The organism is Cryobacterium tepidiphilum (genome assembly GCF_003716325.1).
GTDB lineage: Bacteria > Actinomycetota > Actinomycetes > Actinomycetales > Microbacteriaceae > Cryobacterium > Cryobacterium tepidiphilum.
In genome coordinates this window covers 68564-94784 of the sequence record NZ_RDSR01000010.1, presented here as the reverse complement: position 1 = coordinate 94784, position 26221 = coordinate 68564, and the positions used below count along the sequence as shown (strand labels likewise).

Annotated in this window: 25 protein-coding genes; 4 read left to right on the top strand and 21 right to left on the bottom strand. The window is 70.2% G+C overall.

Translation table 11 applies throughout. The features are described 5' to 3' along the window. Nucleotides 1–156: 156 nt before the first annotated feature. The 10 genes from pheT to infC form a co-directional block, all read right to left on the bottom strand. Complete coding sequence (gene pheT, locus EEJ31_RS07885) at nt 157–2697, bottom strand: phenylalanine--tRNA ligase subunit beta (RefSeq protein WP_123045760.1); 2541 nt, start codon at nt 2695–2697, stop codon at nt 157–159. After that, nucleotides 2697–3737, bottom strand: a complete 1041-nt coding sequence (gene pheS, locus EEJ31_RS07880) for a phenylalanine--tRNA ligase subunit alpha (protein ID WP_123045759.1) — start codon at nt 3735–3737, stop codon at nt 2697–2699. The genes pheT and pheS overlap by 1 nt, the downstream gene beginning before the upstream one ends. An 84-nt stretch (nt 3738–3821) precedes the next feature. Further along, a complete protein-coding gene (locus EEJ31_RS07875) occupies nt 3822–4694 on the bottom strand; it encodes an amino acid ABC transporter permease (protein ID WP_123045774.1) in 873 nt (290 codons plus the stop codon). After that, nucleotides 4691–5338, bottom strand: a complete 648-nt coding sequence (locus EEJ31_RS07870; RefSeq protein ID WP_123045758.1) for an amino acid ABC transporter permease — start codon at nt 5336–5338, stop codon at nt 4691–4693. The genes EEJ31_RS07875 and EEJ31_RS07870 overlap by 4 nt, the downstream gene beginning before the upstream one ends. 87 nt (nt 5339–5425) lie before the next feature. After that, the gene (locus EEJ31_RS07865) at nt 5426–6334 is read right to left on the bottom strand and encodes a glutamate ABC transporter substrate-binding protein (RefSeq protein WP_123045757.1); all 909 of its coding nucleotides are present in this window, start codon (nt 6332–6334) and stop codon (nt 5426–5428) included. A gap of 70 nt (nt 6335–6404) precedes the next feature. Then, on the bottom strand, nt 6405–7193 hold the full coding sequence (locus EEJ31_RS07860) for an amino acid ABC transporter ATP-binding protein (protein WP_123045756.1): 789 nt from the start codon (nt 7191–7193) through the stop codon (nt 6405–6407). An 84-nt stretch (nt 7194–7277) separates the two neighbouring features. Further along, nucleotides 7278–8078 carry a TrmH family RNA methyltransferase gene (locus EEJ31_RS07855; RefSeq protein ID WP_123045755.1) on the bottom strand — a complete coding sequence of 267 codons (801 nt, stop codon included), beginning with the start codon at nt 8076–8078 and terminating at the stop codon, nt 7278–7280. Between the two features lie 287 nt (nt 8079–8365). Continuing rightward, nucleotides 8366–8752 (bottom strand): 50S ribosomal protein L20, encoded by a 387-nt coding sequence (gene rplT, locus EEJ31_RS07850; protein ID WP_123045754.1) that lies wholly within the window; start codon nt 8750–8752, stop codon nt 8366–8368. Between the two features lie 28 nt (nt 8753–8780). After that, nucleotides 8781–8975 carry a 50S ribosomal protein L35 gene (rpmI, locus tag EEJ31_RS07845; protein WP_123045753.1) on the bottom strand — a complete coding sequence of 65 codons (195 nt, stop codon included), beginning with the start codon at nt 8973–8975 and terminating at the stop codon, nt 8781–8783. Continuing rightward, nucleotides 8968–9552 carry a translation initiation factor IF-3 gene (infC, locus tag EEJ31_RS07840; RefSeq protein ID WP_123045752.1) on the bottom strand — a complete coding sequence of 195 codons (585 nt, stop codon included), beginning with the start codon at nt 9550–9552 and terminating at the stop codon, nt 8968–8970. Before infC ends, rpmI begins: the two co-directional genes overlap by 8 nt. A gap of 279 nt (nt 9553–9831) precedes the next feature. Between infC and EEJ31_RS07835 the strand changes: the two genes are divergently transcribed. Both EEJ31_RS07835 and EEJ31_RS07830 read left to right on the top strand, forming a co-directional pair. Next, nucleotides 9832–10191 (top strand): DUF1844 domain-containing protein, encoded by a 360-nt coding sequence (locus EEJ31_RS07835; RefSeq protein ID WP_233563796.1) that lies wholly within the window; start codon nt 9832–9834, stop codon nt 10189–10191. A 52-nt stretch (nt 10192–10243) separates the two neighbouring features. Further along, nucleotides 10244–10480 carry a hypothetical protein gene (locus EEJ31_RS07830; protein ID WP_148040147.1) on the top strand — a complete coding sequence of 79 codons (237 nt, stop codon included), beginning with the start codon at nt 10244–10246 and terminating at the stop codon, nt 10478–10480. A 30-nt stretch (nt 10481–10510) separates the two neighbouring features. On the opposite strand, the gene EEJ31_RS07825 is transcribed toward EEJ31_RS07830, so the two are convergent. The 9 genes from EEJ31_RS07825 to EEJ31_RS07785 all read right to left on the bottom strand — a co-directional run bounded on the left by EEJ31_RS07825 (nt 10511) and on the right by EEJ31_RS07785 (nt 21871). Next, on the bottom strand, nt 10511–11287 hold the full coding sequence (locus EEJ31_RS07825) for a DNA-formamidopyrimidine glycosylase family protein (protein WP_123045749.1): 777 nt from the start codon (nt 11285–11287) through the stop codon (nt 10511–10513). 3 nt (nt 11288–11290) lie between these two features. Next, nucleotides 11291–15919 carry an ATP-dependent helicase gene (locus EEJ31_RS07820; protein WP_123045748.1) on the bottom strand — a complete coding sequence of 1543 codons (4629 nt, stop codon included), beginning with the start codon at nt 15917–15919 and terminating at the stop codon, nt 11291–11293. A 57-nt stretch (nt 15920–15976) separates the two neighbouring features. Next, the gene (locus EEJ31_RS07815) at nt 15977–17395 is read right to left on the bottom strand and encodes a protein kinase domain-containing protein (RefSeq protein WP_233563795.1); all 1419 of its coding nucleotides are present in this window, start codon (nt 17393–17395) and stop codon (nt 15977–15979) included. A 140-nt stretch (nt 17396–17535) separates the two neighbouring features. Further along, entirely contained in the window at nt 17536–18339 is an 804-nt protein-coding gene (locus EEJ31_RS07810; RefSeq protein WP_123045746.1) for an SseB family protein, read from the bottom strand. Further along, nucleotides 18323–19069 carry a bifunctional 1-(5-phosphoribosyl)-5-((5-phosphoribosylamino)methylideneamino)imidazole-4-carboxamide isomerase/phosphoribosylanthranilate isomerase PriA gene (gene priA / locus EEJ31_RS07805; protein ID WP_123045745.1) on the bottom strand — a complete coding sequence of 249 codons (747 nt, stop codon included), beginning with the start codon at nt 19067–19069 and terminating at the stop codon, nt 18323–18325. The genes EEJ31_RS07810 and priA overlap by 17 nt, the downstream gene beginning before the upstream one ends. 54 nt (nt 19070–19123) lie before the next feature. Further along, nucleotides 19124–19756, bottom strand: a complete 633-nt coding sequence (hisH, locus tag EEJ31_RS07800; RefSeq protein WP_233563794.1) for an imidazole glycerol phosphate synthase subunit HisH — start codon at nt 19754–19756, stop codon at nt 19124–19126. Then, nucleotides 19753–20376: an imidazoleglycerol-phosphate dehydratase HisB gene (gene hisB / locus EEJ31_RS07795; protein WP_123045743.1), complete on the bottom strand. Its 624-nt coding sequence runs from the start codon at nt 20374–20376 to the stop codon at nt 19753–19755. The genes hisH and hisB overlap by 4 nt, the downstream gene beginning before the upstream one ends. Beyond that, nucleotides 20373–21503: a histidinol-phosphate transaminase gene (locus EEJ31_RS07790; RefSeq protein ID WP_123045742.1), complete on the bottom strand. Its 1131-nt coding sequence runs from the start codon at nt 21501–21503 to the stop codon at nt 20373–20375. Before EEJ31_RS07790 ends, hisB begins: the two co-directional genes overlap by 4 nt. After that, nucleotides 21500–21871, bottom strand: coding sequence for a hypothetical protein (locus EEJ31_RS07785; RefSeq protein ID WP_123045741.1), 372 nt, complete (start codon nt 21869–21871; stop codon nt 21500–21502). The genes EEJ31_RS07790 and EEJ31_RS07785 overlap by 4 nt, the downstream gene beginning before the upstream one ends. Nucleotides 21872–22150: 279 nt before the next feature. Here EEJ31_RS07785 and lexA point away from each other — a divergent pair, with 279 nt between their 5' ends. Continuing rightward, nucleotides 22151–22873, top strand: a complete 723-nt coding sequence (lexA, locus tag EEJ31_RS07780) for a transcriptional repressor LexA (protein ID WP_123045740.1) — start codon at nt 22151–22153, stop codon at nt 22871–22873. 259 nt (nt 22874–23132) lie between these two features. Here lexA and hflX read toward each other — a convergent pair whose 3' ends face one another. Continuing rightward, nucleotides 23133–24671, bottom strand: coding sequence for a GTPase HflX (gene hflX / locus EEJ31_RS07775; RefSeq protein ID WP_123045739.1), 1539 nt, complete (start codon nt 24669–24671; stop codon nt 23133–23135). A gap of 41 nt (nt 24672–24712) precedes the next feature. Here hflX and EEJ31_RS07770 point away from each other — a divergent pair, with 41 nt between their 5' ends. Beyond that, the gene (locus EEJ31_RS07770; protein WP_123045738.1) at nt 24713–25357 is read left to right on the top strand and encodes a class I SAM-dependent methyltransferase; all 645 of its coding nucleotides are present in this window, start codon (nt 24713–24715) and stop codon (nt 25355–25357) included. Here the strand turns inward: EEJ31_RS07770 and dapF are convergent. Then, complete coding sequence (dapF, locus tag EEJ31_RS07765) at nt 25344–26219, bottom strand: diaminopimelate epimerase (protein ID WP_233563797.1); 876 nt, start codon at nt 26217–26219, stop codon at nt 25344–25346. The genes EEJ31_RS07770 and dapF overlap by 14 nt on opposite strands. Between the last annotated feature and the right edge of the window lie 2 nt (nt 26220–26221).

Sequence of the window (26221 nt, the reverse complement as noted above, 5' to 3'; positions counted from 1 at the left end):
GCGGCCTCGTCGCGGCATCCGTTGCCTCAGTTCGTCGCTGCCCTGCGCCGCTGGCCGCGTCAAACCGCACCCGCCCCCACGCCCGCGCCACACCCGCCCGCGGCGCCCCTTCGGCGTGGGGTGGTGGGGCGGGGCGGCGCAGGTGCGGGGCGGCGCCTACTCGCGGAGGGTGGCGTCGAAGCGGGCTGCGGCGACGGCGACGCCTGCGAGCTTGGCCTCACTGGCCTCCGCGGCGGTGAGTGTGCGATCGGCGGCGCGGAAGCGCAGCGCGAACGTGAGCGACTTGCGGCCGTCGGGCACGCCGTGGCCGCGGTAGTCGTCGACGAGGTCGGCGCTCTCGAGGAGCTTGCCGGCGCCGTCGATGACGGCCTGGCGCACGGCGGCCGCCGGCACGGAGGCGTCGACGACGAGCGAGAGGTCCTGCGTCGCGGCGGGCATCGTGCCGATCGGCTTCGCGGTGAGCGTCGCGCCGGCCCGGGCGAGGACGCCCGAGAGGTCGATCTCGACGACGCCGACGACGCCGGGCAGCTCGAACTCGCGGGCCACGGCCGGCAGCAGCTCCCCGGCGTATCCGACGACCTGCTCGCCGGCATCCGTTGTCACCGTCAGCTCGGCGGTGCGGCCCGGGTGCATGGCCTGGTGCGCGCCCTGGCGCACGTGGATCTCGACCCCGGCCGCGAGTGCGACCTGCGCCACGGCGCTCAGGGCGTCGCGCCAGCCGGCGGCGACGGCGGCCTGCCCGGGCTGGTGCCGCACCATGTTGCCGGTGAGCACGACGCCGAGGAACAGCGGCTGCGGCGGGATGCCCGCGTTCAGCTTCGCGAGCACCTGCTCACTCGGGCGCACGGCCCCGGGCGGCACGATCGGGCTGCCGTAGCTGACGCCGGGCTCCGGGCGGAACACGACGCCGAGCTCGAAGATCGCCAGGTCCGTCAGGCCCCGGGAGCGGTTGCGGTGCGCGACCTGCAGCAGGCCGGGCAGGATCGAGCGGCGCAGGAACGGCGCTTCACCGTCGAGGGGGTTGGCGACGCGGATCTGCGCCACCGCTTTTCCACCCGTCACGGCCCCGAACAGCTCGTTGGCGTGCGCGGACACGAACGGGTAGGCGAGCACCTCGGTGTGGCCGGCGGCCGCGAGCGTGTTGGCCACCGTGCGGCGGAGCGCCTGGGTGCGGGTGAGTCCGCGGCCGGGGGGCGCCACGGGCAGCACCGAGGGGATGCGCTCGTACCCGATGAGTCGGGCCACTTCCTCGGCGAGGGTCCACTTGTCGGTGAGGTCGGGCCGCCAGCTGGGCGGGGTGACCGAGAGCCCTTCGGAGGTCTTCTCGATGGAGGCGCCGATCTCGGCGAGCGCCGACCGCACCTCGTCGGTCGAGTAGTCGTAGCCGATCAGGCCGGAGATGAAGCCGGCGGGCAGCTCGATGGGCGACGCATCCGTGGTGGTGTCGTGCAGCGAGCCGAGGTCGTCGGCCTCTCCCCCGGCCAACTCGACGAGCAGCTGCACCACGCGGGCAGCGGCGACCATGGCGACGGCCGGGTCCACGCCGCGCTCGAAGCGCTTCGACGCCTCGCTCGGCAGCTTGTGCCGGCGTGCGGTGCGGGCGATCGACACCGGGTCGAAGTTCGCCGCCTCGACCAGCACGTTGCGGGTCTCGGCGCCGATCTCGGTCGTGGCGCCGCCCATGACACCGGCGAGGCCGATCGGGCCGGACTCGTCGGTGATCAGCAGGTCTTCCGGGCTGAGCGTGCGCACCTGGTCGTCGAGGGTCGTCAGCTTCTCGCCGGGCTCCGCGCGGCGCACGGTGAGGCCGCCGGAGAGCGTGTCGAGGTCGTAGGCGTGGATCGGCTGCCCGAGCTCGAGCATGACGTAATTGGTGATGTCGACGATGAGCGAGATCGAACGGATGCCGGCGAGCTTCAGGCGCGCGATCATCCACGCCGGGGTCGGCCGGCCGGGGTCGACGCCCCGCACGACGCGGGTGACGAACACGTTCACGCCCGCGCGGTCGCGCACCGGCGCGCGGTCGTCGATGACGACCGGGAAGCCGGCGCCGGGCGCCGTCTCCGGCAGCGCGAGCGCCGGGTCGCGGAAGGCGGCGCCGGTGGCGTGCGCGTACTCCCGGGCGACGCCGCGGATCGAGAACGCGTAGCCGCGGTCGGGCGTGACGTTGATCTCGACGGCGGCGTCGTCCAGGCCCAGCAGGCGGATCGCATCCGTGCCGATCTCGGGGTCGAGGCCGAGGTCGGCCAGTCGCAGGATGCCGTCGTGCTCGTCGCCGAGGCCGAGTTCCCGGGCCGACGCGATCATGCCGTCGGAGACGTGGCCGTAGGTCTTGCGGGCGGCGATCGGGAACGGGCCGGGCAGGACAGCGCCGGGCAGGGTCACGACGACCTTGTCGCCGGCGCCGAAATTGTGCGCGCCGCAGACGATGCCGTGCACGGCGGGCCCGCCGTCTGCCGCGGTCTCGGTGCCCTCCGGGGCGACCCGCACCTGGCACCAGTTGATGGTCTTGCCGTTCGACTGCGGTTCGGGCTCCGCCGACAGCACCTGGCCGACCACGATGGGACCGGTCAGTTCGAAGCGGTGGATGTCTTCTTCTTCGAAGCCGACGCTCACGAGCGCGGCGTGCACGTCCTCGGGGGTGCTGCCGGGTTCGAGGTCGACGTATTCGGCGAGCCAGCTCAGGGGGATGCGCATCAGACGGCCATCCCGAACTGCTGGCTGAACCTCACGTCGCCTTCGACCATGTCGTGCATATCCTTCACATCGTTGCGGAACATCACGGCGCGGTCGATGCCGACGCCGAAGGCGAACCCGGAGTAGACGTCGGGGTCGATGCCGGCCGAGCGGAGCACGTTGGCGTTGACCATGCCGCATCCGCCCCACTCGATCCAACGCGCGCCGCCCTTGAACGTGGGGTGCCAGAGGTCGAGCTCGGCGCTCGGCTCGGTGAACGGGAAGTAGTTCGGCCGCAGGCGCACCTTCGCCTCGTCGCCGAACATCGCCTTCACGAAGTGGTCGAGCGTGCCGCGCAGGTGCGCCATGGTCAGCCCCTTGTCGACGGCGATGCCCTCGGTCTGGTGGAAGACGGGCGTGTGCGTGGCGTCGAGCTCGTCGGTGCGGTAGACCCGGCCGGGGGCGATGCGGTACACCGGCAGCTCGTTGTTGAGCAGGGAGCGCAACTGCACCGGTGAGGTGTGCGTGCGCAGCACCAGGTGCGCGCTGGTGGGCTCAATGAAGAAGGTGTCCTGCATGGCGCGGGCCGGGTGGTCCTCGTCGAAGTTGAGGGCGTCGAAGTTGAACCACTCGCTCTCGAGTTCCGGGCCTTCGGCGATCTCCCAGCCCATGCCCACGAAGACGTCGGCGATGCGCTCCTGCAGAAGGGCGATCGGATGCCGCGCCCCGGCCCGCCAGGTGGAGGCCGCGGCGGTGACGTCCACGGTTTCGGCGGCGAGCTGGGCGCGCGCCTCGGACGTCGCGATCTCGTCCTCCCGCGCGGACAGCGCCTGCGCGACCCGGCCGCGCGCCTGGCCGATGAGCTTGCCGGCGACGGCCTTCTGGTCCTTGGGCACGCTCCGCATGAGCGCGTTGAGCGTCGCGAGCGGTGATCCCTCCCCCGCGTGCTCGGAGCGCACAACCTTGAGGGCGGTGGAATCCGTGGCGGCGGCGATGGCAGCCAGTGCCGCATCGACGGCGGCATTCACGACGGGTTCGGTGATTTCGGTGGGATCGGACACGAGGACCAATCCTATCGAACCGCTGCTTGCACCGTGTCGGAGCCCCGACGGGTGAGGATGACGGGTGAGGATATTGTGCAGTCGCTACGCCGCGCTGCCGTCGGCGGCCACGATGCGCGTGCGAGCGACCTCTGCCGAGATGGCAGACCCTGGCCCGCGACGGCTCCGCACCTCGACCCACTTGGCGACACCGGAGAGGATGAGGCAGAGGATGATGTAGATGGTGCCGAAGACGAGGGTCGTGGGGATGATCGGAGCGTCGTAGGTGAACTGGCTGCCGTAGAACTTGGCCAGGTACAGCAATTCGTGGAAGGTCACGATGAAGCCGAGGGCGGTGTCCTTGAGCACGACGACCAGCTGGGAGATGATCACCGGCATCATGGCGCGGATGGCCTGCGGGTACAGGATGAGCGCCATGACGCCGCTCTTGCGCAGCCCGATCGCATACGCCGCTTCCTTCTGCCCGGTGGGCAGCGACTCGACGCCGCTGCGGAACACCTCGGCGAGCACCGACCCGTTGTAGAGGGTGAGCCCGGTGACGACGGCGACGAACGGGGTGACGAAGTCGACCCCGAGCGGCGGAAGACCGTAGTACATGATCATCATGAGGATCAGCACCGGAATGGCGCGGAACAGCTCGATGAACAGGGTGACCGGGATGCTCACCCATTTGTGCTCGGACATGCGGCCCACCGAGAGGATGAGGCCGAGCACCAGACTGAGCAGGCCGGCAAGGGCGAACGCGCCCAGCGTGGCGAGGGTCGCGATGCCCACGTTCTGCCACACAAGCGGGAAGGTGAAGATCTGCCACTTGGCGGCGCTGAACTGCCCGCTCTCGGCGAAGCGGTAGATGATGAAGGCCAAGATCGCAGCGACCACGAGGATCGTGATGATCCCCAGAACGCGGTTCCGGGCTTTCGCCCGGGGACCCGGGACGTCGTAGAGTGTGTCGCTCATCGGAGCACCCTCCATCTGTTTTCGAGATAGCGCTGCAGCAGGGAGAGCAGGGCGACGAGGATCACGAAGAAGAGCGCGACCCACAGCAGCACGACCAGTGCCGGCTCCCCGCGCTCGGAGAGGTTCGCGCGGATGGCTCCGGCCTCGGCCACCGAGAAGCCCGCGGCAATCGTGGTGTTCTTCAGGAGGGCGATGAAGACGCTCATCATGGGCGGGATCACGGCCCGGAAGGCCTGCGGCATGATCACGAGCGACATCGTCTGCGAGAAGGGCAGGCCGATTGCGCGCGCCGCCTCTGCCTGTCCCTTCGGCACCGTGTTGAAGCCCGAGCGCACGACCTCGGCGACATAGGTGGCCGTGTAGATGCTGAGCCCGAAGATGGCCAGTGTCGGGTAGGAGACGTTGCCGAGGTCGAGCTTCGGGTATCCGAACGCGAAGAAGAACATCAACAGCGTCAGCGGGGTGTTGCGGATGAGGTTGACGTAGACGGTGCCCACCGCTCGCATCACCGGCACCGGCGAGACGCGCATGGCGCCGACGACCGAACCGATGATGAGCGCGAAGAACGCTGAGACCACGAAGAGGAACAGCGTGGTCTTGAAGCCGCCCACGAACAGGTCAAGGTTGTTGAGCAGAGTGTCCACGGCCTGCTGGTCCTCTCTGTGTCGACACGGGTAGGGGATGGAACGAGGCTGGGGGCGCCCGTCAGGACGCCCCCACCCTCATTCGGTTCAGTACGCTTCGACCTTGGGCTGTTCGACCTTGGTGCCGGACTGTCCGAGCGTCTCGTCGTAGATGGCCTGCCAGGTGTCGCCACCGTTGGTGAACAGGTCGTTGATGAACTTACGGAGCGCGTCGTCGCCCTTGGGCAGGCCGACGCCGTACTTCTCGACGGTGAACGGCTCGCCGACCACCTTGAGTGCGTCCGGCTCCTGCGCCGCGTAGCCGATGAGGATGGCGGCATCCGTCGTGACAGCGTCGACCTGGCCGTCCTTGAGCGCCTCCACGCACTGCGAGTAGGTGTCGAACTCCACCGTCTTCGTGTCGGGGAAGTTCTCCTTGATGTTCTGGATCGGCGTGGAGCCGGTCGCGGAGCAGACCTTCTTGCCGGCGAGGTCCTTCTCGCTCGTGATGTCGGTGTTGTCCTTCTTCACGAGCAGGCCCTGGCCGGTCACGAAGTACGGGCCGGCGAAGTCGACCTGCTGCTTGCGCTTGTCGGTGATGGAGTAGGTGCCGACGTAGTAGTCGATGTCGCCGTTCACGATGGCCGACTCGCGGTTGGCGCTCGGGATGGCCTTGAACTCGATCTTGTCCTCGCCGAATCCGAGCGACGCTGCGATCCACTTGGCGATCTCGACGTCGAAGCCGGTGCGCTTACCGGTGGCCGCGTCCATGTAGCCGAGTCCGGGCTGGTCTTCCTTCACGCCGATGATGACGTTGCCGCGCTTCTTCATCGCGTCATAGGTCGGGCTGCCCTCGAGGTCGACGCTGCTCGCGACCTCGTACGGCGCGTTGCTGCCCGAGCCGTCACCGGAGCCGCCGCTGGAACCGCTGTCGCCGCCTGGGTTGGCACCGGAGCACCCGGTGAGGGCGATCGCGATGACCGCCGCCGCCCCGAGGAGGCTCATTCTCTTGCGCATGTGATTTCCCTTTCTTGGTCGGGGCGTGTGCACCCCGGGTTGTGACTCGCAGGACTACGAGCGCGTTGAGCTAGTGGGTGATGAGCTTGGAGAGGAAGTCCTTCGCCCGCGAGCTCTGCGGATTGGTGAAGAACTGCTCCGGGGTGGCTTCCTCGATGATCTCGCCGTCGGCCATGAAGATGACCCGGTCGGCTGCCTTGCGGGCGAACCCCATCTCATGGGTGACGACGACCATGGTCATGCCGTCGTTGGCGAGGTCGATCATGGCCTCGAGCACCTCGTTGATCATCTCAGGGTCGAGGGCGCTGGTGGGCTCGTCGAGCAGGATCACCTTGGGGTTCATGGCCAGGGCGCGCGCGATGGCTACGCGCTGCTGCTGACCGCCAGAGAGCTGGGCCGGCAGTTTCTTCGCCTGGTTCGCGACACCGACGCGCTCGAGAAGCTCCATCGCCTTGGTCTCGGCGTCCTTGCGCGACATGCCGCGCACCTTGATCGGCCCGAGCGTGACGTTCTCCAGTACGGTCTTGTGCGCGAAGAGGTTGAACGACTGGAACACCATGCCCACGTCGGCGCGCAGCTTCGCGAGGGCCTTGCCCTCGGCGGGCAGTTCCTTGCCGTCGATGCTGATGACACCGGAGTCGATGGTCTCCAGCCGGTTGATCGCGCGGCAGAGCGTGGACTTGCCCGAGCCGGACGGGCCGATGACCACGACGACCTCGCCCCGGTTCACCACGGCGTTGATGTCCTTCAGGACGTGCAGGTCCCCGTAGTGCTTGTTGACGTCATCGACGACGACCAGTGGTTCGCCCCGGCGCACGTTGATGTTCGACGTAGCCGGTGTCGGGTCTGTAGGCTGCATGCTTTCCAACCTAGAGCAGCCGCCGGGCATTTTCTGCACCGGAACGGGCACATTTATCTTTTCGTGATCGATTTTTTCTGCTCGTCAGGAGCGCTGGGCGAAGGCGCTTTCGTAGAGGCAGACGGATGCCGCGGTCGCCAGGTTCATCGATTCGGCCTTGCCGTAGATGGGCACGCTGATCGCGGCATCCGCCAGCGCGAGGTGCTCGTCGGTGAGGCCCCGCGCCTCGTTCCCGAACAGCCACGCGGTCGGGCCGGCGAGCACGCCCCGGGTGCGCGCGGAAAGCAGGTCGTCGCCCTTGATGTCGGCGGCGAGCAGCTGCAGGCCGGCCTGGCGGGCGCGGCCCTGAACGTCGTCGAGGGTCGCTTGCACCGCGACGGGAACGTGGAAGATCGAGCCGGTCGATGACCGCACGACCTTGGGGTTGTACAGGTCGACGCTGCGGCCGCTCAGGATCACCGCATCGGCGCCCGCGGCATCCGCTGCCCGGATGATGGTGCCGGCGTTGCCGGGGTCCCGCACCTCCTCGAGGATGGCGATGAGACGTGGAGCGGAGGCGAAGATCTCCTTCACCGACACCGGGAACTGCCGGCAGACCGCGACGAAGCCCTGCGGGGTCACCGTGTCGGCCATGGCGTCCAGCACCTGCTCGGTGACGAACTCGACCTCGACGCCCGCGGCATCCGCCTGCTCGCCGATGCCCGGGTGACGTTCGAGGGCGGTCGGTGTCGCGAACAGCTCGAGCACGAGCTCCGGACGGAAGGTGAGCGCCTCCCGGACGGCCTGCGGCCCCTCGAGGAGGAAGACGCCCGAGTCGTCGCGGGCGGACCGCTTCGCGAGGTTGGCGACGGCACGGACCTGGGCGGAGCGGGGGTTCTCGAGCATGCGCCCTAGCCTACTTAGGCCGCACACCGCCTTCTCGCGAGTGTGCGCTTCCGCCGTCCATTGGGCCTGGCGGCGGCGTTTTCCCCGCACTCGCGGAGGGCTCGCCCGCGCGAGTGCGGGCTTTCCGCCGCCTCGCGCGCCGGGAGACGGCACATTGCCCGCACCGGCGGAGTGAGCACGGCGGGAAGGGCGGGAAGGGCGGCGGGGGGGGCACTGCCGCGGGGTTAACGGCGGAACGGGAGCCCGGCGACCAGGGGTCGACGGGCTCCCGTTCGAGGCGCGAAGGGTTACGCGGCCGCCTTGGGGGCGGACGTGTCGGCGGGCAGCGCGGCCCGGGCGGTCTCGACGAGGGCCGCGAAGGTGGCGGGCTCGTTGACGGCCAGGTCGGCCAGGATGCGGCGGTCGACGCCGACACCGGCGAGGCCGAGGCCCTGGATCAGGCGGTTGTAGGTGAGGCCGTTCGCACGCGAGGCGGCGTTGATGCGCTGGATCCACAGGCGGCGGAAGTCACCCTTGCGGGCACGACGGTCACGGTAGCTGTAGACCAGCGAGTGGGTGACCTGCTCCTTGGCCTTGCGGTACAGGCGCGAACGCTGGCCGCGGTAGCCCTCGGCGCGTTCGAGGATGACGCGACGCTTCTTGTGGGCGTTGACGGCCCTCTTTACTCTTGCCATTTTCTTAGTTCCTTACGGGGTACGGGGTCTAGCGACCGAGAAGCTTCTTGGCGACCTTGCTGTCGGCCGCGGACAGGACCTGGTCCTGGTTCAGGCGAGCCTTGCGCTTGGACGCCTTGACCTCCAGGTTGTGGCGCATGCCGGCCTGCTGCTTCATGATCTTGCCGGTGCCGGTCACTTTGAAGCGCTTCTTGGCCCCGGAGTGGGTCTTCTGCTTAGGCATTCTTTTCCTCCTGTTTGGCTGCCTTGTCGGCAGCACGATGAGCGTTGGCCTCGCCCTTGACCTCTGATTTGTTCTTCAGGGGGCCAATGACCATGACCATGTTTCGACCGTCGATGGTGGGGTTCGATTCCACAGAACCGAACTCCGCGACATCCTCGGCAAATCTCTGCAGCAGGCGCACGCCCTGGTCGGGGCGGGACTGCTCACGACCGCGGAACAGGATCATCGCTTTGACCTTGTCGCCGCCCTTCAAGAACCCCTCGGCGCGCTTGCGCTTGGTCTCGTAGTCGTGCTTGTCGATCTTGAGGCGGAAACGAACCTCCTTGAGGATCGTGTTCGCCTGGTTGCGCCGGGCCTCCTTGGCCTTCTGCGCAGCCTCGTACTTGAACTTGCCGTAGTCCATGATCTTGGCGACCGGCGGCTTGGAGTTGGGGGCGACTTCGACCAGGTCGAGGTCCGCCTCCTGCGCCAGCCGCAGGGCGACGTCGATCGACACGACCCCGACCTGCTCGCCACTGGGGCCGACAAGACGTACTTCGGGGACGCGGATACGGTCATTGGTACGGGGTTCGCTGATGCGTGGCTCCTCTACTCAAACTTCGCTGGCCCAACCAGGTGACGGATGCCGCCTGGTGACGAAGCGAGGAGAACCACGTGTGTCGCGGCCCACGACATGCATCACGGACCACACAACACGACACCCTGTCTACCCTCGCTTTGCTGTCTCCAGCGTCGCGACGGCGGAGTGTAAACAACCCGGTAACCTTGATGAAGCGGTCAAACGCGGGTGGGAGATTCTCCACTTTCGTACCGGGGCAGGGCCCCGGAGCCTGGCCAAGTCTAGCAGAGGATGACAGTGAGCGACAATACAACGCCGGGTGCCGAGGACGCGTCTTCGCAGGCCGCCAGGGACATCGCCGACGTGCAGGCCGTGGAGATCATCACGACCGCCTGCGTGCACCTGATGAGCGCGGCGGCGGTCAAGTGCGGCCTGGCCGACGACCCCGAGGCGCAGATGGATCTCGACGAGGCCCGCAAGCTGATCACGGCCCTCGCCGGCCTGGTGACGGCATCCGCGCCTGACATCTCGGACATGCACGCGCGGAGCCTCCGGGACGGCCTGCGCTCCCTGCAGCTGGCGTTCCGCGAGGCCTCCCCCATCCCCGACCCCATCGGCAAGGGCCCGGGCGAGAAGTTCACCGGTCCGGTCAACTGACTCGTTTTCCCTGACCCGTTGACCAATTCCGTGTGCTGCGTAGGCTGGCGGTATGAGTCACGCAACGGGTAACGAAGACGTGTCGGGCGGCGCTGGCCAGGCGGCTGAGCCCGACGAGCAGAACCTCGGCAGCCTGGGCGACGCAGGTCACACGTTCGACCAGACCAACGGGCTGGTCGACGGCCTCCAGGGCAACTCGAACGGGTTCGCCGAGGACAACGACGAAGGCGATGGCACCGACGGGGGCGACGACAGCGCTGTGCCGCTGATCTCCCCCGAGAGCCAGTAGCCGACGCGGCCTGAACCCGTTCGGGCGGGTTCAGGTCTGGCAGTGCGGGCACCAATAGGTGATGCGCTGCTCGAGTTCGTTGCGGCCGAGCAGGCCACGACGAATGGCCGTTCCGCAACGCCGGCAGGGCAGTTCGGCGCGCGAGAACACCCAGCTGCGCTGCCCCGGCCGCGTGTCGCCGGTCGTGGTGCGCACGCGTTCGCGGTTCGCGGTGATGAGACGTTTGGCGAGCGCGATCAGGCCCGGCAGGTCGGGCACCTCCCCCACCGGGCGGGTCGGCAGGAGCCCGCGCAGGAAGCACAGCTCGTTGACGTACTCGTTGCCGAGCCCGGCGAGATTGCCCTGGTCGGCGAGCGCGACGGCGATGGGGCGACCGGGGACGGCGGCCACCCGCCTCACCGCTTCGGCGGCGTCCCAATCGGCGCCGAGCAGGTCGGGCCCGAGGTAGGACAGCTCATCGTCGACGGTCGCGGTCGGCAGCACCTCCAGCAGCCCGAGCGAGAACCCCACGGCGGCCCAGTCGGCGGTCTCCAGCACCGCCCGCGCCTGGAAGGCGGGGCGCCGCCAGGCGGAGCCCCGCCGGTACAGGTGCCACGCCCCCTCCATCTTGAGGTGCGAGTGGATGGTCGCCGCCCCGATCCGCATCAGCAGGTGCTTCCCGCGGCTGTCCACGCGCTCGACGATCCCGCCGGTCAGATCCACCGTCGCGAAGGCGGGCACCCGGATGTCGCATCGGGTGAGCTCGTGCCCGGCGAGCGCGGCGTCGAGGTTTCTGGCGGTGAGGTAGACGGTGTCGCCTTCAGGCACGGGTCAGCTCCGCATCCGCAGGCCCTGCGGCACCGCCTGGAAGCCGGCCGCCTGCAGGGCGTCGCCGAGGAGTGTGCCGATGATGAAGGATCCGTTGACGGTCTCGACGCTGAGTTTGCGCAACGCCCCGCCCCGGATGAGCGCACCGACGGACTGGGCAGCGGCGCCCAGCAGAGCGGTGTCGCCGGTGAAGGCGATCACCGACTTGCCGCCGCGTTCGACGTAGAGCACGAGTGCGCCGTCGGCCAGCACCACCAGGGCTCCCGCCTTGCGGCCCGGCCGGTGCGCGGTGCCGTCGGGGAGCGCGGGCCAGGCCAGCGCCGCCCCATAGGCGTTCGCGGGGTCCGTGGCGGCGAGGGCGATCGCCGACGGGGCTGCGGCGTCGTCGGTGTCGTCGCTCGTGAACGAGCGCAGCCGGTCGATGGTGCCGCCCGTCGCGAACTGGGCGGCACCGAGGCCCTCCACGAAATAGCCGCGGCGGCAGCGGCCGGTCTCCTCGAAGCCCGACAGGGTGCGGTAGGCGAGGGCGAAACCGCCCACCACGCCCTCGGCGACGACGGAGCCGCGGGTGACGACGCCGTACCGTTCCAGCAGCGTCTCGCCGAGGGCGTGGGCGCGGCGGGTCGCCGAGGCGTCCGGGAGCGGCAGCACCGACCACCGCCCGGCCACGGTCGGAACCCCGCCCCGGGTGGGCAGCGTCGGACGCGGCAGGGACCGGCCGCGGTGCATCCTGCTGCGTTGCGGCGACCGCGCGGTCTGGTGGGCGGTGCGGCCGCCGGACAGGAGCGCCCGCACGGGCGCGAAGGTGTCGTTGCCGACGAGGCCGGCCCAGACGAGTTCCCAGAGGTCGGTGGCGAGCGCAGCGTCGTCCTGGCTGCCGACGGCGTCGGAGAGCTGCCGGAAGAAGTAGCCGCCCCCGCCGCCGAGGGTGGCGAGGATCTCCTGTTGCAACAGTGTGGCGGTGAGGTCGGGCAGGGGCGGGAGCGTGAGCGGCGCCGTGTCGGCCAGATGCAGGCTGATCCAGCCGTCGTTGCCGGGCAGCGCGCCGGAGCCGGCCCAGACCACCTCGCCGGTGGCGGTGAGTTCGTCGAGCATCGCCGGTGAGTAGTCGCGCACGCGGGCGGGCAGGACGAGCGACTCCCACGCTGAGGCGGGGATGCGTGACCCTTCCAGTTGTTCGATGACGGATGCGACGCCGTCGACGCCGCGCAGCGCCCCGCCGACATGCTGCCAGGCGGGCAGGAACCGGGCCACGGTCTGCTGGTCGACCGGCTCGACCTCGTGGCGGAGCGCCGCGAGCGAGCGCCGGCGCAGGCGACGCAGCACATCGGCGTCGCACCACTCCGGGCCGCTGGCGTGCGGGCGGAATTCACCGGCGACGACGCGGCGGGCGTCGGCGAGGCGGCCAAGAGCCGACTGCGCGACGGAGACGCCGAGGCCGAAGCGGTCGGCGACATCCGCGGCCGTGAATGGGCCGCGGGTGCGGGCGAAGCGGCTGACGAGGTCGCCGAGCGGGTCACGCACCGATTCCCGGAAGGCGGCGGGAACGCCGGGCGGCAGCGGCGTGCCGAGCGCGTCGCGGAGCCGGCCGGCGTCCTCGACGGCCGCGAAGCGCGGCTGGCCGGCGATGGTGACCTCGATGGCGCGTTTCGCGCCGACCAGGGCGCGTAGGTGCGTCTCAGCTGCGTCGGCTGCGTCGGCCGGGTCGGAACCCGGCGCCGCGGGCTCCGGGACGAGCCGGGCGGCGACCTCCGCGGCGCCCAGGGGCCCGAGGCCCCGGATGAGGTCGGCCACTCCCTCGACGCCCCGCGCCTTGCGGTCGTCGTCCAACCGCTGCAGCTCGCGGTGGGTGCGCTCGAGCACCATCGGGTCGAGGAGCTCGCGGAGCTCCACCCGGCCGAGCAGTTCGGCCAGCAGGCTGGAGTCGATGGCCAGGGCGCTCGCCCGGCGCTCGGCGAGCGGCGAGTCGCCCTCGTACATGAACGCGGCCACGTAGCCGAACAGCAGCGTCGACGCGAACGGGCTGGCGGCATCCGTCGTCGTCTCGACCACGCGGATGCCGCGGGCCGCGATCTGCGTGGCGATGGCGGTGAGCGCGGGCAGGTCGTACACGTCCTGGAGGCACTCGCGGATGGTCTCGAGGATGATCGGGAAGGTCGGGAAGGTGCGGGCGACGTCGAGCAGTTGCGCCGCCTTCTGCCGTTGCTGCCACAGCGGGGACCGGGAGCCCGGCTTGTACTTGGGCAGAAGCAGGGCGCGCGCCGCGCACTCGCGGAAGCGGGACGCGAACAGTGCGCTGCCGCCGACCTCGTCGGTGACGACCTGTTCGAGTTCGGCCGGCTCGAACAGGAAGAGGTCGGCACCCGGCGGTTCGGCGCCCATGTCCGGGATCCGCACCACGATGCCGTCGTCGCTTGCGACCGCGCCGCCGTCGATGCCGAAGCGCTCGCGCACCCGCGCGCCGACGGCAAGGGCCCACGGCGAATGCACCCGCATGCCGAACGGGGAATGCAGCACCACGCGCCAGTCCCCCAGCTCGTCGCGGAACCGTTCGACGACGAGCGTCTGGTCGGTGGGCAGGTACTTGGTGGCCTGGCGCTGCTCGGCGAGGAAGGCGAGGAGGTTGCGGGCGGCTCGCTCGTCAAGGCCGATGGCCTCCAGCCGCTGGAGTGCCTCGGGCGCTGACCCGGCCGAGAGCTCGCGCAGGAAGGCGCCGATCGCCCGGCCGAGTTCGGCCGGCCGGCCGATGCCGTCGCCCTTCCAGAACGGCAGGCGGCCCGGTTCGCCGAAGGCGGGCACGACGAGGACGCGGTCGTGGGTGATGTCCTGGATGCGCCAGCTGGTGGCGCCGAGTGCGAAGACGTCGCCGACGCGCGACTCGTAGACCATCTCCTCGTCGAGCTCGCCGACCCGCTTGCCGGTGGCGGACTCGCCGCCGACCATGAACACGCCGAAGAGTCCGCGGTCGGGGATCGTGCCGCCGCTCGTGACGGCGAGGCGCTGCGCGCCCGGGCGCCCGGTGAGGATGCCGCTGTCGCGGTCCCAGACGATGCGCGGCCGGAGCTCGGCGAACTGGTCAGACGGGTACCGGCCGGAGAGCAGGTCGAGCGTCGCCTCGTACGCCGAGCGGGGCAGGGTGGCGAACGGGGCGCTGCGGCGCACCTGGGCGAGCCACTCCTCCGCGTCGATGGGTTCCAGCGCCACCGCGGCGACGGTCTGCTGGGCGAGGATGTCGAGCGGGTTGGTGGGCACCGACAGCGTCTCGATGAGCCCGTCCACCATCCGCTCGGCGGCGACCGTGGCGTGGATGAGGTCGGCACGGTGCTTGGGGAAGATCACGCCGCGGGAGACCTCGCCGACCTGGTGCCCGGCGCGGCCGAGCCGCTGCAGACCGCTCGCGACCGACGGCGGCGACTCCACCTGCACCACCAGGTCGACGTCGCCCATGTCGATGCCCAGCTCCAGGCTGGAGGTGGCGACGACGCAGCGCAGCCGCCCGGACTTCAGGTCGTCCTCGATCATGGCCCGCTGGTCCTTGCTGACGGAGCCGTGGTGGGCGCGGGCGAGGATCGGTCCCTCGCCGTCCTGGCCGGCGCCGCTCGACTGGCCGGAGGCCCCCATCAGCTGGGCGGGAGGCTGCATGCCGGGCCGCCCGACCTCGGCGGCGACCAGCGGGGCGGTCGCGAGCGCCTCCTGCCGTTCGGCGTAGATCTCGTTGATCCGCGCCGTCAGCCGCTCGGCGAGCCGGCGCGAGTTCGCAAACACGATCGTGGAGGTTCGCGCCAGCACCTCGTCGACGATCGCCTCTTCGACGTGTGGCCAGATCGAGCCGGCCTGCGGCGCGGTGGCCGCCGCGGATCCCTCGCGGGGCGGCGGGGAGCCGAGGTCGCTCATGTCTTCGACGGGCACGAGGACGCGCAGGTCGAAGCGTTTGTGCGCCGGCGGGGCGACCACCTCGACCGGGGCCTGCCCGCCGAGGAACCGCGCGATCTCCTCGTGCGGGCGCACGGTGGCGGACAGCCCGATGCGCTGCGCGGGCGCGGGCAGGAGTGCGTCGAGCCGCTCGAGCGACAGGGCGAGGTGGGCGCCGCGCTTGGTGGCCGCGACGGAGTGGATCTCGTCGATGATGACGGTGTCGACCGTGCGAAGCGTCTCCCGCGCGGCGGAGGTGAGCATGAGGAACAGCGATTCCGGCGTGGTGATCAGGATGTCGGGTGGGTCCTTGGCCAGCGCCCGGCGGTCGGCCGCCGGCGTGTCCCCGGAGCGCACGCCGACCGTGACGTCGGGCGGCTCCTCCCCCAGCCGCCGGGCGGTCTGGGTGATCCCCACGAGGGGCGTGCGGAGATTGCGCTCCACGTCGACGCCGAGCGCCTTGAGCGGGGAGATGTAGAGCACCCGCGTGCCGGGGGCCGGTGGATGCGAGGCGGCCGCGGCATCCGCTGTCGCGAGTCGGTCGATCGCCCACAGGAAGGCGGCGAGGGTCTTGCCCGACCCGGTGGGCGCGATCACGAGAGCGTGCGATCGCCGGGAGATGGCGTCCCACGCGCCGAGCTGCGCTGCGGTGGGCGCGGCGAAGGCCTCGGCGAACCAGGTCCTGGTCGCCGGCGAGAACCGTTGCAACACCGCGCTCATACCACCATCCTCACCCCGGGCGGCGGATCGACCGAACCGGCGCCCGGTCTGTGAGCCCTACGACAGGGCGGGCACCGCCTCGGTGACCAGCGCGGGGGACGCCTGCAGGCGACGGGACTCGAGTCGCATCTCGAGTTCCCGCATGACCATGTCGGCCAGGTCGCGGAGGGTCTCGATCTCGTCCTGGCTCACTGTGCGGGGTTCGACGTCGAGCACGCACAGCGTGCCGAGGTTGAAACCATCGCTCGTGCGCAGCGGAACGCCGGCGTAGAACTGCAGGCCGAGCTCTCCGGCGACCAGCGGATTGGCCAGGGCGCGAGGATCGTTCCTGGCCTGTTCCACGATCCAGGGCTCGTTGGACAGGATCGCGGAAGCGCAGAGCCCGCCGTCCCTCCCGATCTGCCCCACCTCGGTGCCGTGGTGCGACTTGAACCAGATGCGGTCGTGGTCGACGACGCTCACGATCGCAATGGGCACCGAGAACACGCGTGCGGCCAGCGCGGTGATGCGATCGAAGGCGCCATCCGGCGGTGTGTCGAGCAGGTCGTACCGGCCGACGGCATCCATGCGGGCGAGCTCGTTATGCGGCAGCAGGTCGGGGTCGACCTCCTTGTGCCGTCCGGCGTCGGCGATGATCACCTGGCGCAACGAGAGGATCACCTCCCGGATGTGCGGCCGTTCATCCGCGTTCCGGCTCGTCATCGCGATCAGGAGTTCGCGCATGCCGGGCGCGATCCACTCGGGGACCTCGGGGTCGTGTTGCAGCCGCGCGAGCGCCGACTGAACGGGCTCGCCGGGGAAGGCGAGCTGGCCGGTGAGGCATTCGAGGAGCACGAGGCCGAGGGAGTACACGTCGCTCGGTGCGCCGATGGACTTCCCGAGCGCCTGCTCGGGGCTCAGGTACGCCGCCGTGCCGGTCGTGGCGCCGTCCTGTGTGAGCAGGGCGTCGTCCTCCCCGACCGCGATGCCGAAGTCGCTCAGCTTCGCATGGCGCCGGTGATCCGAGTTGTTGTAATCGGCGATCAGAATGTTGGCGGGCTTGATGTCCCGGTGCACCACGCCGAGGTCGTGGATGTACTCAAGCCCCTGGGCGAGGTCGTATCCGATCTCGGCGGCCTGCCGGGTCGAGAGCGGCCCGGCGGCCAGGGTCTTCTTGAGGTCGGCGCCGTGGAGCAGCTCCATGACCAGGTAGAGGTGCGGCTGATCCATGAGGGTGTGGTCGACGCCGGCATCGAGCAGTGTCACCACGTTGTGGTGGCTCAGGCGGGCGAGCACGGTGAGCTCGTTCTCCTGTCGTTTCAGCTCGGCGGGGTCGGCCGTGCTGGTCTCGAACAGCTTGACCGCGACGTCGCGGCCGAGTTGTTCGTCGCGGGCGCGGTACACCGTCGCCATTCCGCCGTGGCCGATCGCATCCTCGAGCCGGTACCGACCCTGAAGGAGGCCATGCTCGGGTTCGGCCATGAGGGACTCCGTCACGGATGGCACCAGTCTTCCCGCCGCAGTCGCAGCAGTTCGTCGTCACGCGGCTATCAGGAAAGAGAGTAACCGTTCTCTCTCTATTATCATTCGTGAGGCAGCAATTTCTGTCAACTGGTTGACGCGTGCCGGTCGTGCTGCTAAACGGGTGCGGAGCCGACCAGCTGAACCCGAAGCGAGTCGACCCCCGTGGCGATGGCGTCGTTCGCCGACCAGCGCGCGGCGAGCCGCGACAGCGTCGCGTCCAGTTCTGCCTGCGTGAGGCCCGTGACGAGCTCGAGACGCACGACGAGTTCGGGTCCCGCCATGCGCGCGTCCGGGTCCCCCGCCGCCAGGGAGACGCCGAGAACCGACAATTCCGTGCCGATCGACTCCTCGAACGCCCGCGCAACCGTTCGGCTCGCATAGCTCGGCGTCCAGGGCGCCGATTGCGCGATGGCCCAGAGTGCGGGGCGACGGATGAGGAACTCGCGCTCCGAGGTCGGGTCGAGGATGACGAGGTCGGTGTTGTCCTGGGCGGCGGCCAATGCCACCCGCACGCCGTCCGCGGGCACCGGGCGCGCGGCGGCATCCCAGGACGCCATCGCCTCGGCCGAGGAGAACACGGGAAGGACGCGGCGCCCGTCGGGCCCGGCGACGGTGATGATGGAGAGCTCCTGGCTCTTGTCGATCGCGAGCCCGTGGTCACCCTCTCCGCCCTCGCCCAGTTCGGCGACCAGGGGGATGAGCAGCCGGGCGGTGCGCACCGCGTCGACGACCGTCTCCTCTCCGGCGTCACGGTTGCGGAAGCGGTCGAGCGCCTCGCGCAGCTGTGGCGAGGCGGCGCCGTCGTCGTCGGTGCTCGGGTTGGGGTCGAACGCGCGCCCCGCCCACGGTTGCCCGGCCGAGTCGGCCGCGCCCCCGGGCTTGTCGCCGCTGGAGCCGAGGTTACGAGCCGGAGACATCCAGCGCCTCGGCGAGCGTGAACGCGCCCGTGTAGAGGGCCTTGCCCACGATCGCGCCTTCGAGGCCGAGCGGAACGAGCTCCCGCAACGCGACGAGGTCGTCGAGGCTCGAGATGCCGCCCGAGGCGACGACCGGGCGGCGGGTGCGTTCCATCACCTGGCGGAGCAGATCGAGGTTCGGTCCCTGCAGCGTGCCGTCCTTGGTGACGTCGGTCACCACGTACCGCGCGCAGCCGGCGTCCTCCAGGCGGTCCATCACCTGCCAGAGGTCCCCGCCGTCGCGCGTCCAGCCCCGGGCGGCGAGGGTGGTCCCGCGTACGTCCAGTCCCACGGCGATGGTCTCCCCGTAGCGGGCGATGACGCTCGCGGCCCACTCCGGGTTCTCCAGGGCAGCCGTACCGAGGTTGATGCGCTTCACGCCCGTGCCGAGCGCCGCCTCCAGGGAGGCATCGTCGCGGATGCCCCCGGAGAGTTCGACGTTGACCCCGCGCACCTGCCGGATGACCTTCTTGAGCACACCGGTGTTGTTGCCCCGGCCGAACGCCGCATCGAGGTCGACGAGGTGGATCCACTCGGCGCCCTGCGCCGCCCAGTCCTCGGCGGCGTCGACCGGGTCCCCATAGCTGGTCTCGGTGCCGACAGCCCCCTGGGTCAGGCGCACGGCCTTGCCTCCGGCGACGTCGACGGCCGGGAACAGTACCAGCCGCGGGGTGTTGTTGAACTCGCTCATGATTGTCCTTGATCGGTAGGGCGCCGGCCTTCCGGCCGTGACAAACACTCGATACTACTCGTGAAGCGAATCCAGCCAATTCGCCAGCAGCCGGATTCCGGCCTCGCCCGATTTCTCCGGGTGGAACTGTGTCGCCGAGAGCGGGCCGTTCTCGACGGCAGCGAGGAAGGGCACACCGTGTTCCGCCCAGGTGAGGCGCGGCTCCGGGAACGGCGGGATCACGTCGAGGGTCCACTCCTGCGCCGCGTAGGAGTGCACGAAGTAGAAGCGCTCATCCTCGAGCCCCCGGAAAAGCACGGAGCGGGGATCCGGTGCGACCGTGTTCCAGCCCATGTGCGGGAGGATCGGCGCGCGAAGCTCAGTGACGGTGCCGGGCCACTCCCCGAGCCCCGCCGCGTCGGTGCCGCGCTCAACGCCGCGCTCGAACATGACCTGCATGCCCACGCAGATGCCGAGCACGGGGCGGTCGCCGGCCAGGCGGCGGTCGATGACGTCATCGCCGTGAACCGCGGTGAGCGCCTGCATCACGGCGCTGAACGAGCCCACGCCGGGCACGACGAGTCCGTCCGCCTCCAGCGCCTTCCGGCGGTCGCCGGTCAGCGTGACGTCGGCGCCGGCGAGCTCGAGGGCCTTGACGGCCGAGTGGATGTTGCCGGTGCCGTAGTCGAGGACGACGACGTTGGTCACAGGGCGCCCTTGGTGGACGGCACGCCGGTGACCAGCGGGTCGAGGGCCTTGGCCTGCCGGAATGCCCGGGCGAACGCCTTGAACTCGGCCTCCGCGATGTGGTGCGGGTCGCGGCCGCCGACCACGGTCACGTGCACGGTGAGTGCTGCGTTGTAGGCGATGGCCTCGAACAGGTGGCGCACCATGGACCCGGTGAAGTGGCCGCCGATGAGGTGGAACTCAAAGCCGTCGGGTTCGCCCCGGTGCACGAGGTACGGGCGCCCGGAAATGTCGACGACCGCCTGCACGAGCGCCTCATCGAGGGGCACGAGCGCGTCGCCGTAGCGCGAGATGCCGGACTTGTCGCCGAGGGCGCTGCGGATCGCCTGGCCGAGGACGATGCCGACGTCTTCGACGGTGTGGTGCACGTCGATCTCGACGTCGCCGCGCGCGCGCACGGTCAGGTCGGTGAGCGAGTGCTTGGCGAAGGCGGTCAGGAGGTGGTCGAAGAACGGCACGGACGTGTCGACGTCGATGACACCGGAGCCGTCGAGGTTCAGGCTGAGGTCGATGCTCGACTCACTGGTCTCGCGCCTCACGTGGGCGACGCGAGCGCCGGGATCCGTTGCGGGAGTGCTCATGGCACCAGCTTATTCGCCTCGCCGGCGCCGCCCGGCGCGGCCACAGAACCGGCGCGGCCGACCCGGGCGAGCGCGCCGAGGAAGGCACTGGTCTCGGCTTCCGTTCCGGCGCTCACCCGGAGGTGGCCGGGGATGCCGACGTCACGGATCAGCACGCCCTCGGCCAGCAGGGCCTCGAATGTGGCCTGCGGGTCGTCGACGCCGCCGAAGAGCACGAAGTTGCTGCCGCTGCGGTAAGGCCGGTAGCCGAGTCCCGGCAGCTCCTGTTCGATGCGATCGCGCTGCCCGCGGATGTCGTCGACCATCGCGAGCATCTCGGCGGTGTGTGCGAGCGCCGCCACCGCTGCCGCCTGCGTCAGCGCGGACAGGTGATACGGCAGCCGCACCAGGCGCAGGGCGTCGGTGAAGACGGGGTCGGCCGCGAGGTAGCCGACGCGCGCGCCCGCGAAGGCGAAGGCCTTGCTCATCGTGCGGGAGACGGCGAGCCGGGGTCGGCCCGGCAGCAGGGTGAGCGCCGTCGGTGCGCCGTCGGGGGCGAACTCCGCGTAGGCCTCGTCGACGATGACGATCCCGTCGGTGGCGTCGTACACAGCCGTGATGGTCTCGAGCGACAGCGGGGTGCCCGTGGGGTTGTTGGGAGCGCAGAGGAAGACGATGTCGGCCTTCGCCCGGCGGACCTGTTCCGCCGCGGTGGCGGGCGAGAGTTCGAAGTCCGCGTCGCGGGTGCCGGCGATCCATCGCGTGCCGGTGCCGGAGGCGAGGATCGGGTACATCGAGTAGGTGGGGACGAACCCGAGGAGGGAACGCCCGGGGCCGCCGAAGGCCTGCAGCACCTGCTGGAGGACTTCGTTGGAGCCGTTCGCCGCCCAGATGTTCTCGGCGCGCAGGCCGTGCCCGAGGTACTGTGCGAGGGCACCGCGCAGGCCGGTGAACTCCCGGTCGGGGTAGCGGTTGAGGGAGAGCACGGCCCGGGCGAGCGACGCCACGATGTCGTGGGCGACCGGCTCCGGGATGGGGTGGGAGTTCTCGTTGACGTTCAGCGCGACCGGCACTCGCTTCTGGGGAGCGCCGTAGGGGCTCAATCCGCGGAGGTCGCTGCGGAGGGGGAGGTCGTCGAGGCTGGTCACCCGTCAATCGTACCGGCGTGCTGCTCCAATCCCGCCGGGAGCGCGATGCGCTGCCCCGGTTGCACGGCCTCGCTCGTGAGGCGGTTCAGGTCGACGATCGCAGCGATGACGTCGCGGGGGTCGTCGGTGGGAGCGACGTCTTCGGCGACCTGCCAGAGGGACTGGCCCGCAGCGATGGTCAGGTACTCGAAGGACTGCCCCGGCCCGCGCTCCCCTGCGGCGGCGACGCCGCCGTTCACGGCGAGCGCGAGGGCGCCTGCAGCCAGCGGCAGTGCGGCCATCGCGGTGAAGACGATGCGGCCACGCCGGGTCAGGCGCAGCCGGGTGGCCGGTGCTGCCTGTGCGGGCGCCTGGGTCGATGCGTTCATGTCGAACCTCCTGATCAACGACGAAGCTCGAACGCTCCTCCGAGCGGCTAGAACTTCTGTTCCGAACATACCTACTAGTTTTCGAACAATCAAGAGCAGAACCGGCTTTTCTGCAAAACCGATTGCGACTTGCTCGAAGAAACGTTTGCCTGCGCGTGGTGCGAGGGATACAGTTTCGAGTGTCCGGTTGAAGACAATCAGACACCACCGACATTCCCCCGGCCGCCGCGGAACAGTGCGGCGCCAGGCCGGCGCGGAGCGGGAGCAGAGGGGCGAGAGATGGCGCAGGCGGACACGGGATCAGCGGATGGCACGCGCGGGGGCGAGAAGCGACGCACGAGGCGGCGCAAGAGCCTGAGCGAGAAGCAACGCCAGATCCTCGATTTCATCCAGCGGTCGGTCTCCCAGCGCGGCTATCCGCCGAGCATGCGCGAGATCGGCGACGCCGTGGGCCTGGCCTCCCTCTCCAGCGTCACCCACCAGCTCAACCAGCTGCAGCTGAGCGGCTACCTGCGCCGGGACCCCAACCGGCCGCGCGCCCTCGAGGTGCTCATCGAACTACCGACGACGGTGACCGACGACGCCGAGAGCGACCCGGAGCGCTTCCAGACGGGCGCGCAGATCGGTGACGCCGCCATGGTGCCCCTCGTCGGGCGCATCGCCGCCGGCATCCCGATCACCGCGGAGCAGCAGATCGACGAGGTCTTCCCTCTCCCCCGCCAAATCGTGGGCAAGGGAGAGCTGTTCATGCTCAAGGTCGTCGGGGAATCGATGATCGACGCGGCGATCCTCGACGGCGACTGGGTCGTGGTGCGTGCGCAGAAGACGGCGGAGAACGGCGAGATCGTGGCCGCCATGCTCGACAATGAGGCGACGGTGAAGGTGTTCCGCCAGCGCGACGGGCACACCTGGCTGCTCCCCCGCAACACCAACTTCGAACCGATCGTCGGCGACTACGCGGAGATCCTCGGCAAGGTCGTCTCCGTACTGCGCGCGGTGTAGCCGGGCCGGCCGGACGGGACACTGGACAAGAACCCCGTTCCGCAGCGGGCTCGTAGCCTCACCGCGCCGCCACACCGACAGCCCGGGGACCGGCACCGTTCAGGCCGCGCCGCGTTCTCCGCAACTCACGCGAAGATCCGCCCATTCCCCCGGTGACTCGCGGAGAACGCACCTTTCCCGGCGCAACGAAGGCACGAAGTCCGCTCGTCACGGTCCCCGCCCGGGTGTTCCGGCCCCGTAGTCGACCCGGCCGGCGCTTCTAGTCGCGGCCGCCGGTGATCACGAAGTCGGCGAACTGCGCCTCGATCGCCTCGGTGACGAGGGCGGTCACGAGCGTGCCCGTTTCGGCGTACTCGGTGGAGAGGACCTTCCCCTGCTCGTGGAGCGCCGCGATGAGGTCGCCGCGCTCGTAGGGCACCAGCAGGTCCAGCTCGATGCGGGGGCTGGGCAGCAGTTCGGCGATGACCGCCAGCAGCTCATCGATGCCCTCCCCGGTGCGCGCTGAGGCGAAGATGGCCCGGGGCTCGAGTCCTCGCAACACCAGGCGGTCGTCGTCGGCGATGAGGTCGCTCTTGTTGAAGACCACGATCTCGGGGATGCCGCGGGCGCCGACCTCGCCGATGACATCGCGCACGGTGGCGAGCTGGCTGCCCGGGTCCGGGTGCGATCCGTCCACGACGTGCACGATGACGTCCGAGTCCGCGACCTCTTCCAGCGTGGACCGGAAGGCTTCGACCAGCTGGTGCGGCAGGTTGCGGACGAATCCGACCGTGTCGGTGAGCGTGTACAGGCGGCCGTCGTCGGTCGCCGACTTCCGCACCGTGGCGTCGAGGGTGGCGAACAGGGCGTTCTCCACCAGCACGCCGGCCTTCGTGATGCGGTTGAGCAGGCTCGACTTGCCGGCGTTCGTGTAGCCGGCGATCGCGACCGACGGCACGGCGTTGCGCCGCCGGTTGGCCCGCTTCGCCTCGCGTGCCGGCTTCATCTCGGCGATCTGCTTGCGCAGCTTCGCCATGCGGGTGTGGATGCGGCGGCGGTCCAGCTCGATCTTCGTCTCACCGGGGCCGCGGGAGCCCATGCCGGCTCCCGCCCCGCCGACCTGGCCACCGGCCTGGCGGGACATGGATTCGCCCCAGCCGCGCAGGCGTGGGAGAAGGTATTCGAGCTGCGCGAGTTCGACCTGCGCCTTGCCCTCACGGCTCTTGGCGTGCTGGCTGAAGATGTCGAGGATGACGGCGGTGCGGTCGATGACCTTCACCTTCACGACGTCTTCGAGGGCACGCCGCTGGCTCGGGGCCAGTTCCGTGTCGGCGACGACGGTGTCGGCGCCGAGCGCCTGTACCAGGCCGGCGAGCTCCGCGGCCTTGCCCTTGCCGAGGTACGTGCTGGGGTCGGGGTGCGGGCGCCGCTGCAGGAGTCCGTCGAGCACCGTGGCGCCGGCGGTCTCCGCCAGCGCGGCCAGCTCCCGGAGCGAGTTCTCGGCATCCGTCGCGGTGCCCTGCGAATACACGCCGATCAGGATGACGTTCTCGAGCCGGAGTTGCCGGTACTCGACCTCGGTGACGTCCTGCAGCTCGGTGGAGAGGCCGGCGACGCGTCGAAGCGCGTTGCGGTCGTCGAGGTCGAACTGTTCACCGTCGTGCCCGGCGTCCGGCGGACGGCGGTGTGCGGGGCCGGATGCGGGCTGCAGTGCGGCGGCCGGTCCGCCGAAGAGCGCATACCCTGACGCACGGGAGTCGGCGCTGGCCAACACCCGCGCCACGACGTCGTCGCCCTCGGGCGCGGTTGGTTCGATCATTGCTTTAACCCTAGTTCCTCCAACTCGGATAAATTCCCTCTATGGCTTCCGATCACTATTTCTCCGCGGCACCCGAGAGTGAACTGAAGCTGCGGGAGATCAGCATCACCATCGCGGGCCACGCCTATGCGCTGACGACCGCGAACGGCATCTTCAGCCCGGACCACATCGACACCGGCACGCAGGTGCTCCTGGACAACGTCCCGGAGCCGCCGCCGAGTGGAGACTTCCTCGACCTCGGCTGCGGCTGGGGACCGATCAGCCTGCACCTGGCGCTGGCCGCGCCCCACGCCACCGTCTGGGCGGTCGACGTCAACGAGCGTGCACTCGACCTCGTTCGGCGGAACGCCGCGCGGCTCGGCCTCGGCAACGTGAACGCCGTGCTGGCCAAGGATGTTCCCGACGACGTCCGGTTCCGTGGGATCTGGTCCAACCCGCCGATCCGGGTCGGCAAGGAGGAGCTGCATTCCCTGATGCGCACGTGGCTGCCGCGGTTGTCCGCCGGCTCTGATGCGTGGCTCGTCGTGCAGCGCAATCTGGGCGCCGACTCGCTGCAGCGCTGGCTGGAGTCGGTTCTGGACGACGGGTTCGGGGTCAGCCGCGCCGCGACCAAGAAGGGGTTCCGGGTGCTGCGTGTTCGGCGACACGAGCCGAAGGCGCCCGGCGCGGGCCTCAGTCGAGACTGAGCACGCCGTCGAAGACGAGTTCCGCCGGGCCGGACAGGCCGACATGCTCGCCGTCCTCGGCGGGGAACATCCGCACCCCGAGGCTGCCGCCGGGGACCTCGACCCGCCACTGGTTCGGGGCCGCAGGGCCCGCCCAGTGCCGCGTGGCCAGCGCTGCCGCGGCGGCCCCCGTGCCGCAGGAGAGCGTCTCCCCGCTGCCGCGTTCGTGGACGCGCATGCGGATCCGGCCCACCCCGTCGACGACCAGCGGATCGTGGGGCACGACCAGCTCGACGTTCGCGCCTGCGGGCGGGGCGGGCTCGAGCTGCGGGACGAAGGTCAGGTCGGCGGCGTCGAGCTCGTCGGTATCGGCCAGCGCGACGACCACGTGCGGGTTGCCGACGTTGATGCCGAGCCCGGGCCGGGCGACGGGGAGGTTCTTCGCCCGGACCAGCGTCTCACCGTCGTCGAGCCGCCAACGCCCGAGGTCCACCTGGTAGCCGGTTCCGGTGCGCTGCACGTCGCGGACGCCGCCGCGGGTGCCGATGACGAGGGTGTCGCCGTGGTCCAGCGCGGCAAGGCCCTGCTCGATGAGGAACCGGGCGTACACCCGGATGCCGTTGCCGCACATCTCGGAGGGGGTGCCGTCGGCGTTCCAGTAGTCCATGAACCATTCGGCGGCGGCGTCCTCGGCGAGGGCGGATGCACCGTCGGGCAGGTTGGCCGAGCGAACGGCGCGGATGATGCCGTCGGCCCCGACGCCGAAGCGCCGGTCGCACACCGCGCGGATCTGCTCGGGTGAGAGCGTCCGTTGGCCGTCCGGGTCGGCGAACAGCACGAAGTCGTTCCCGGTGCCCTGTCCCTTGGTGAAGTTCAACTGGATGC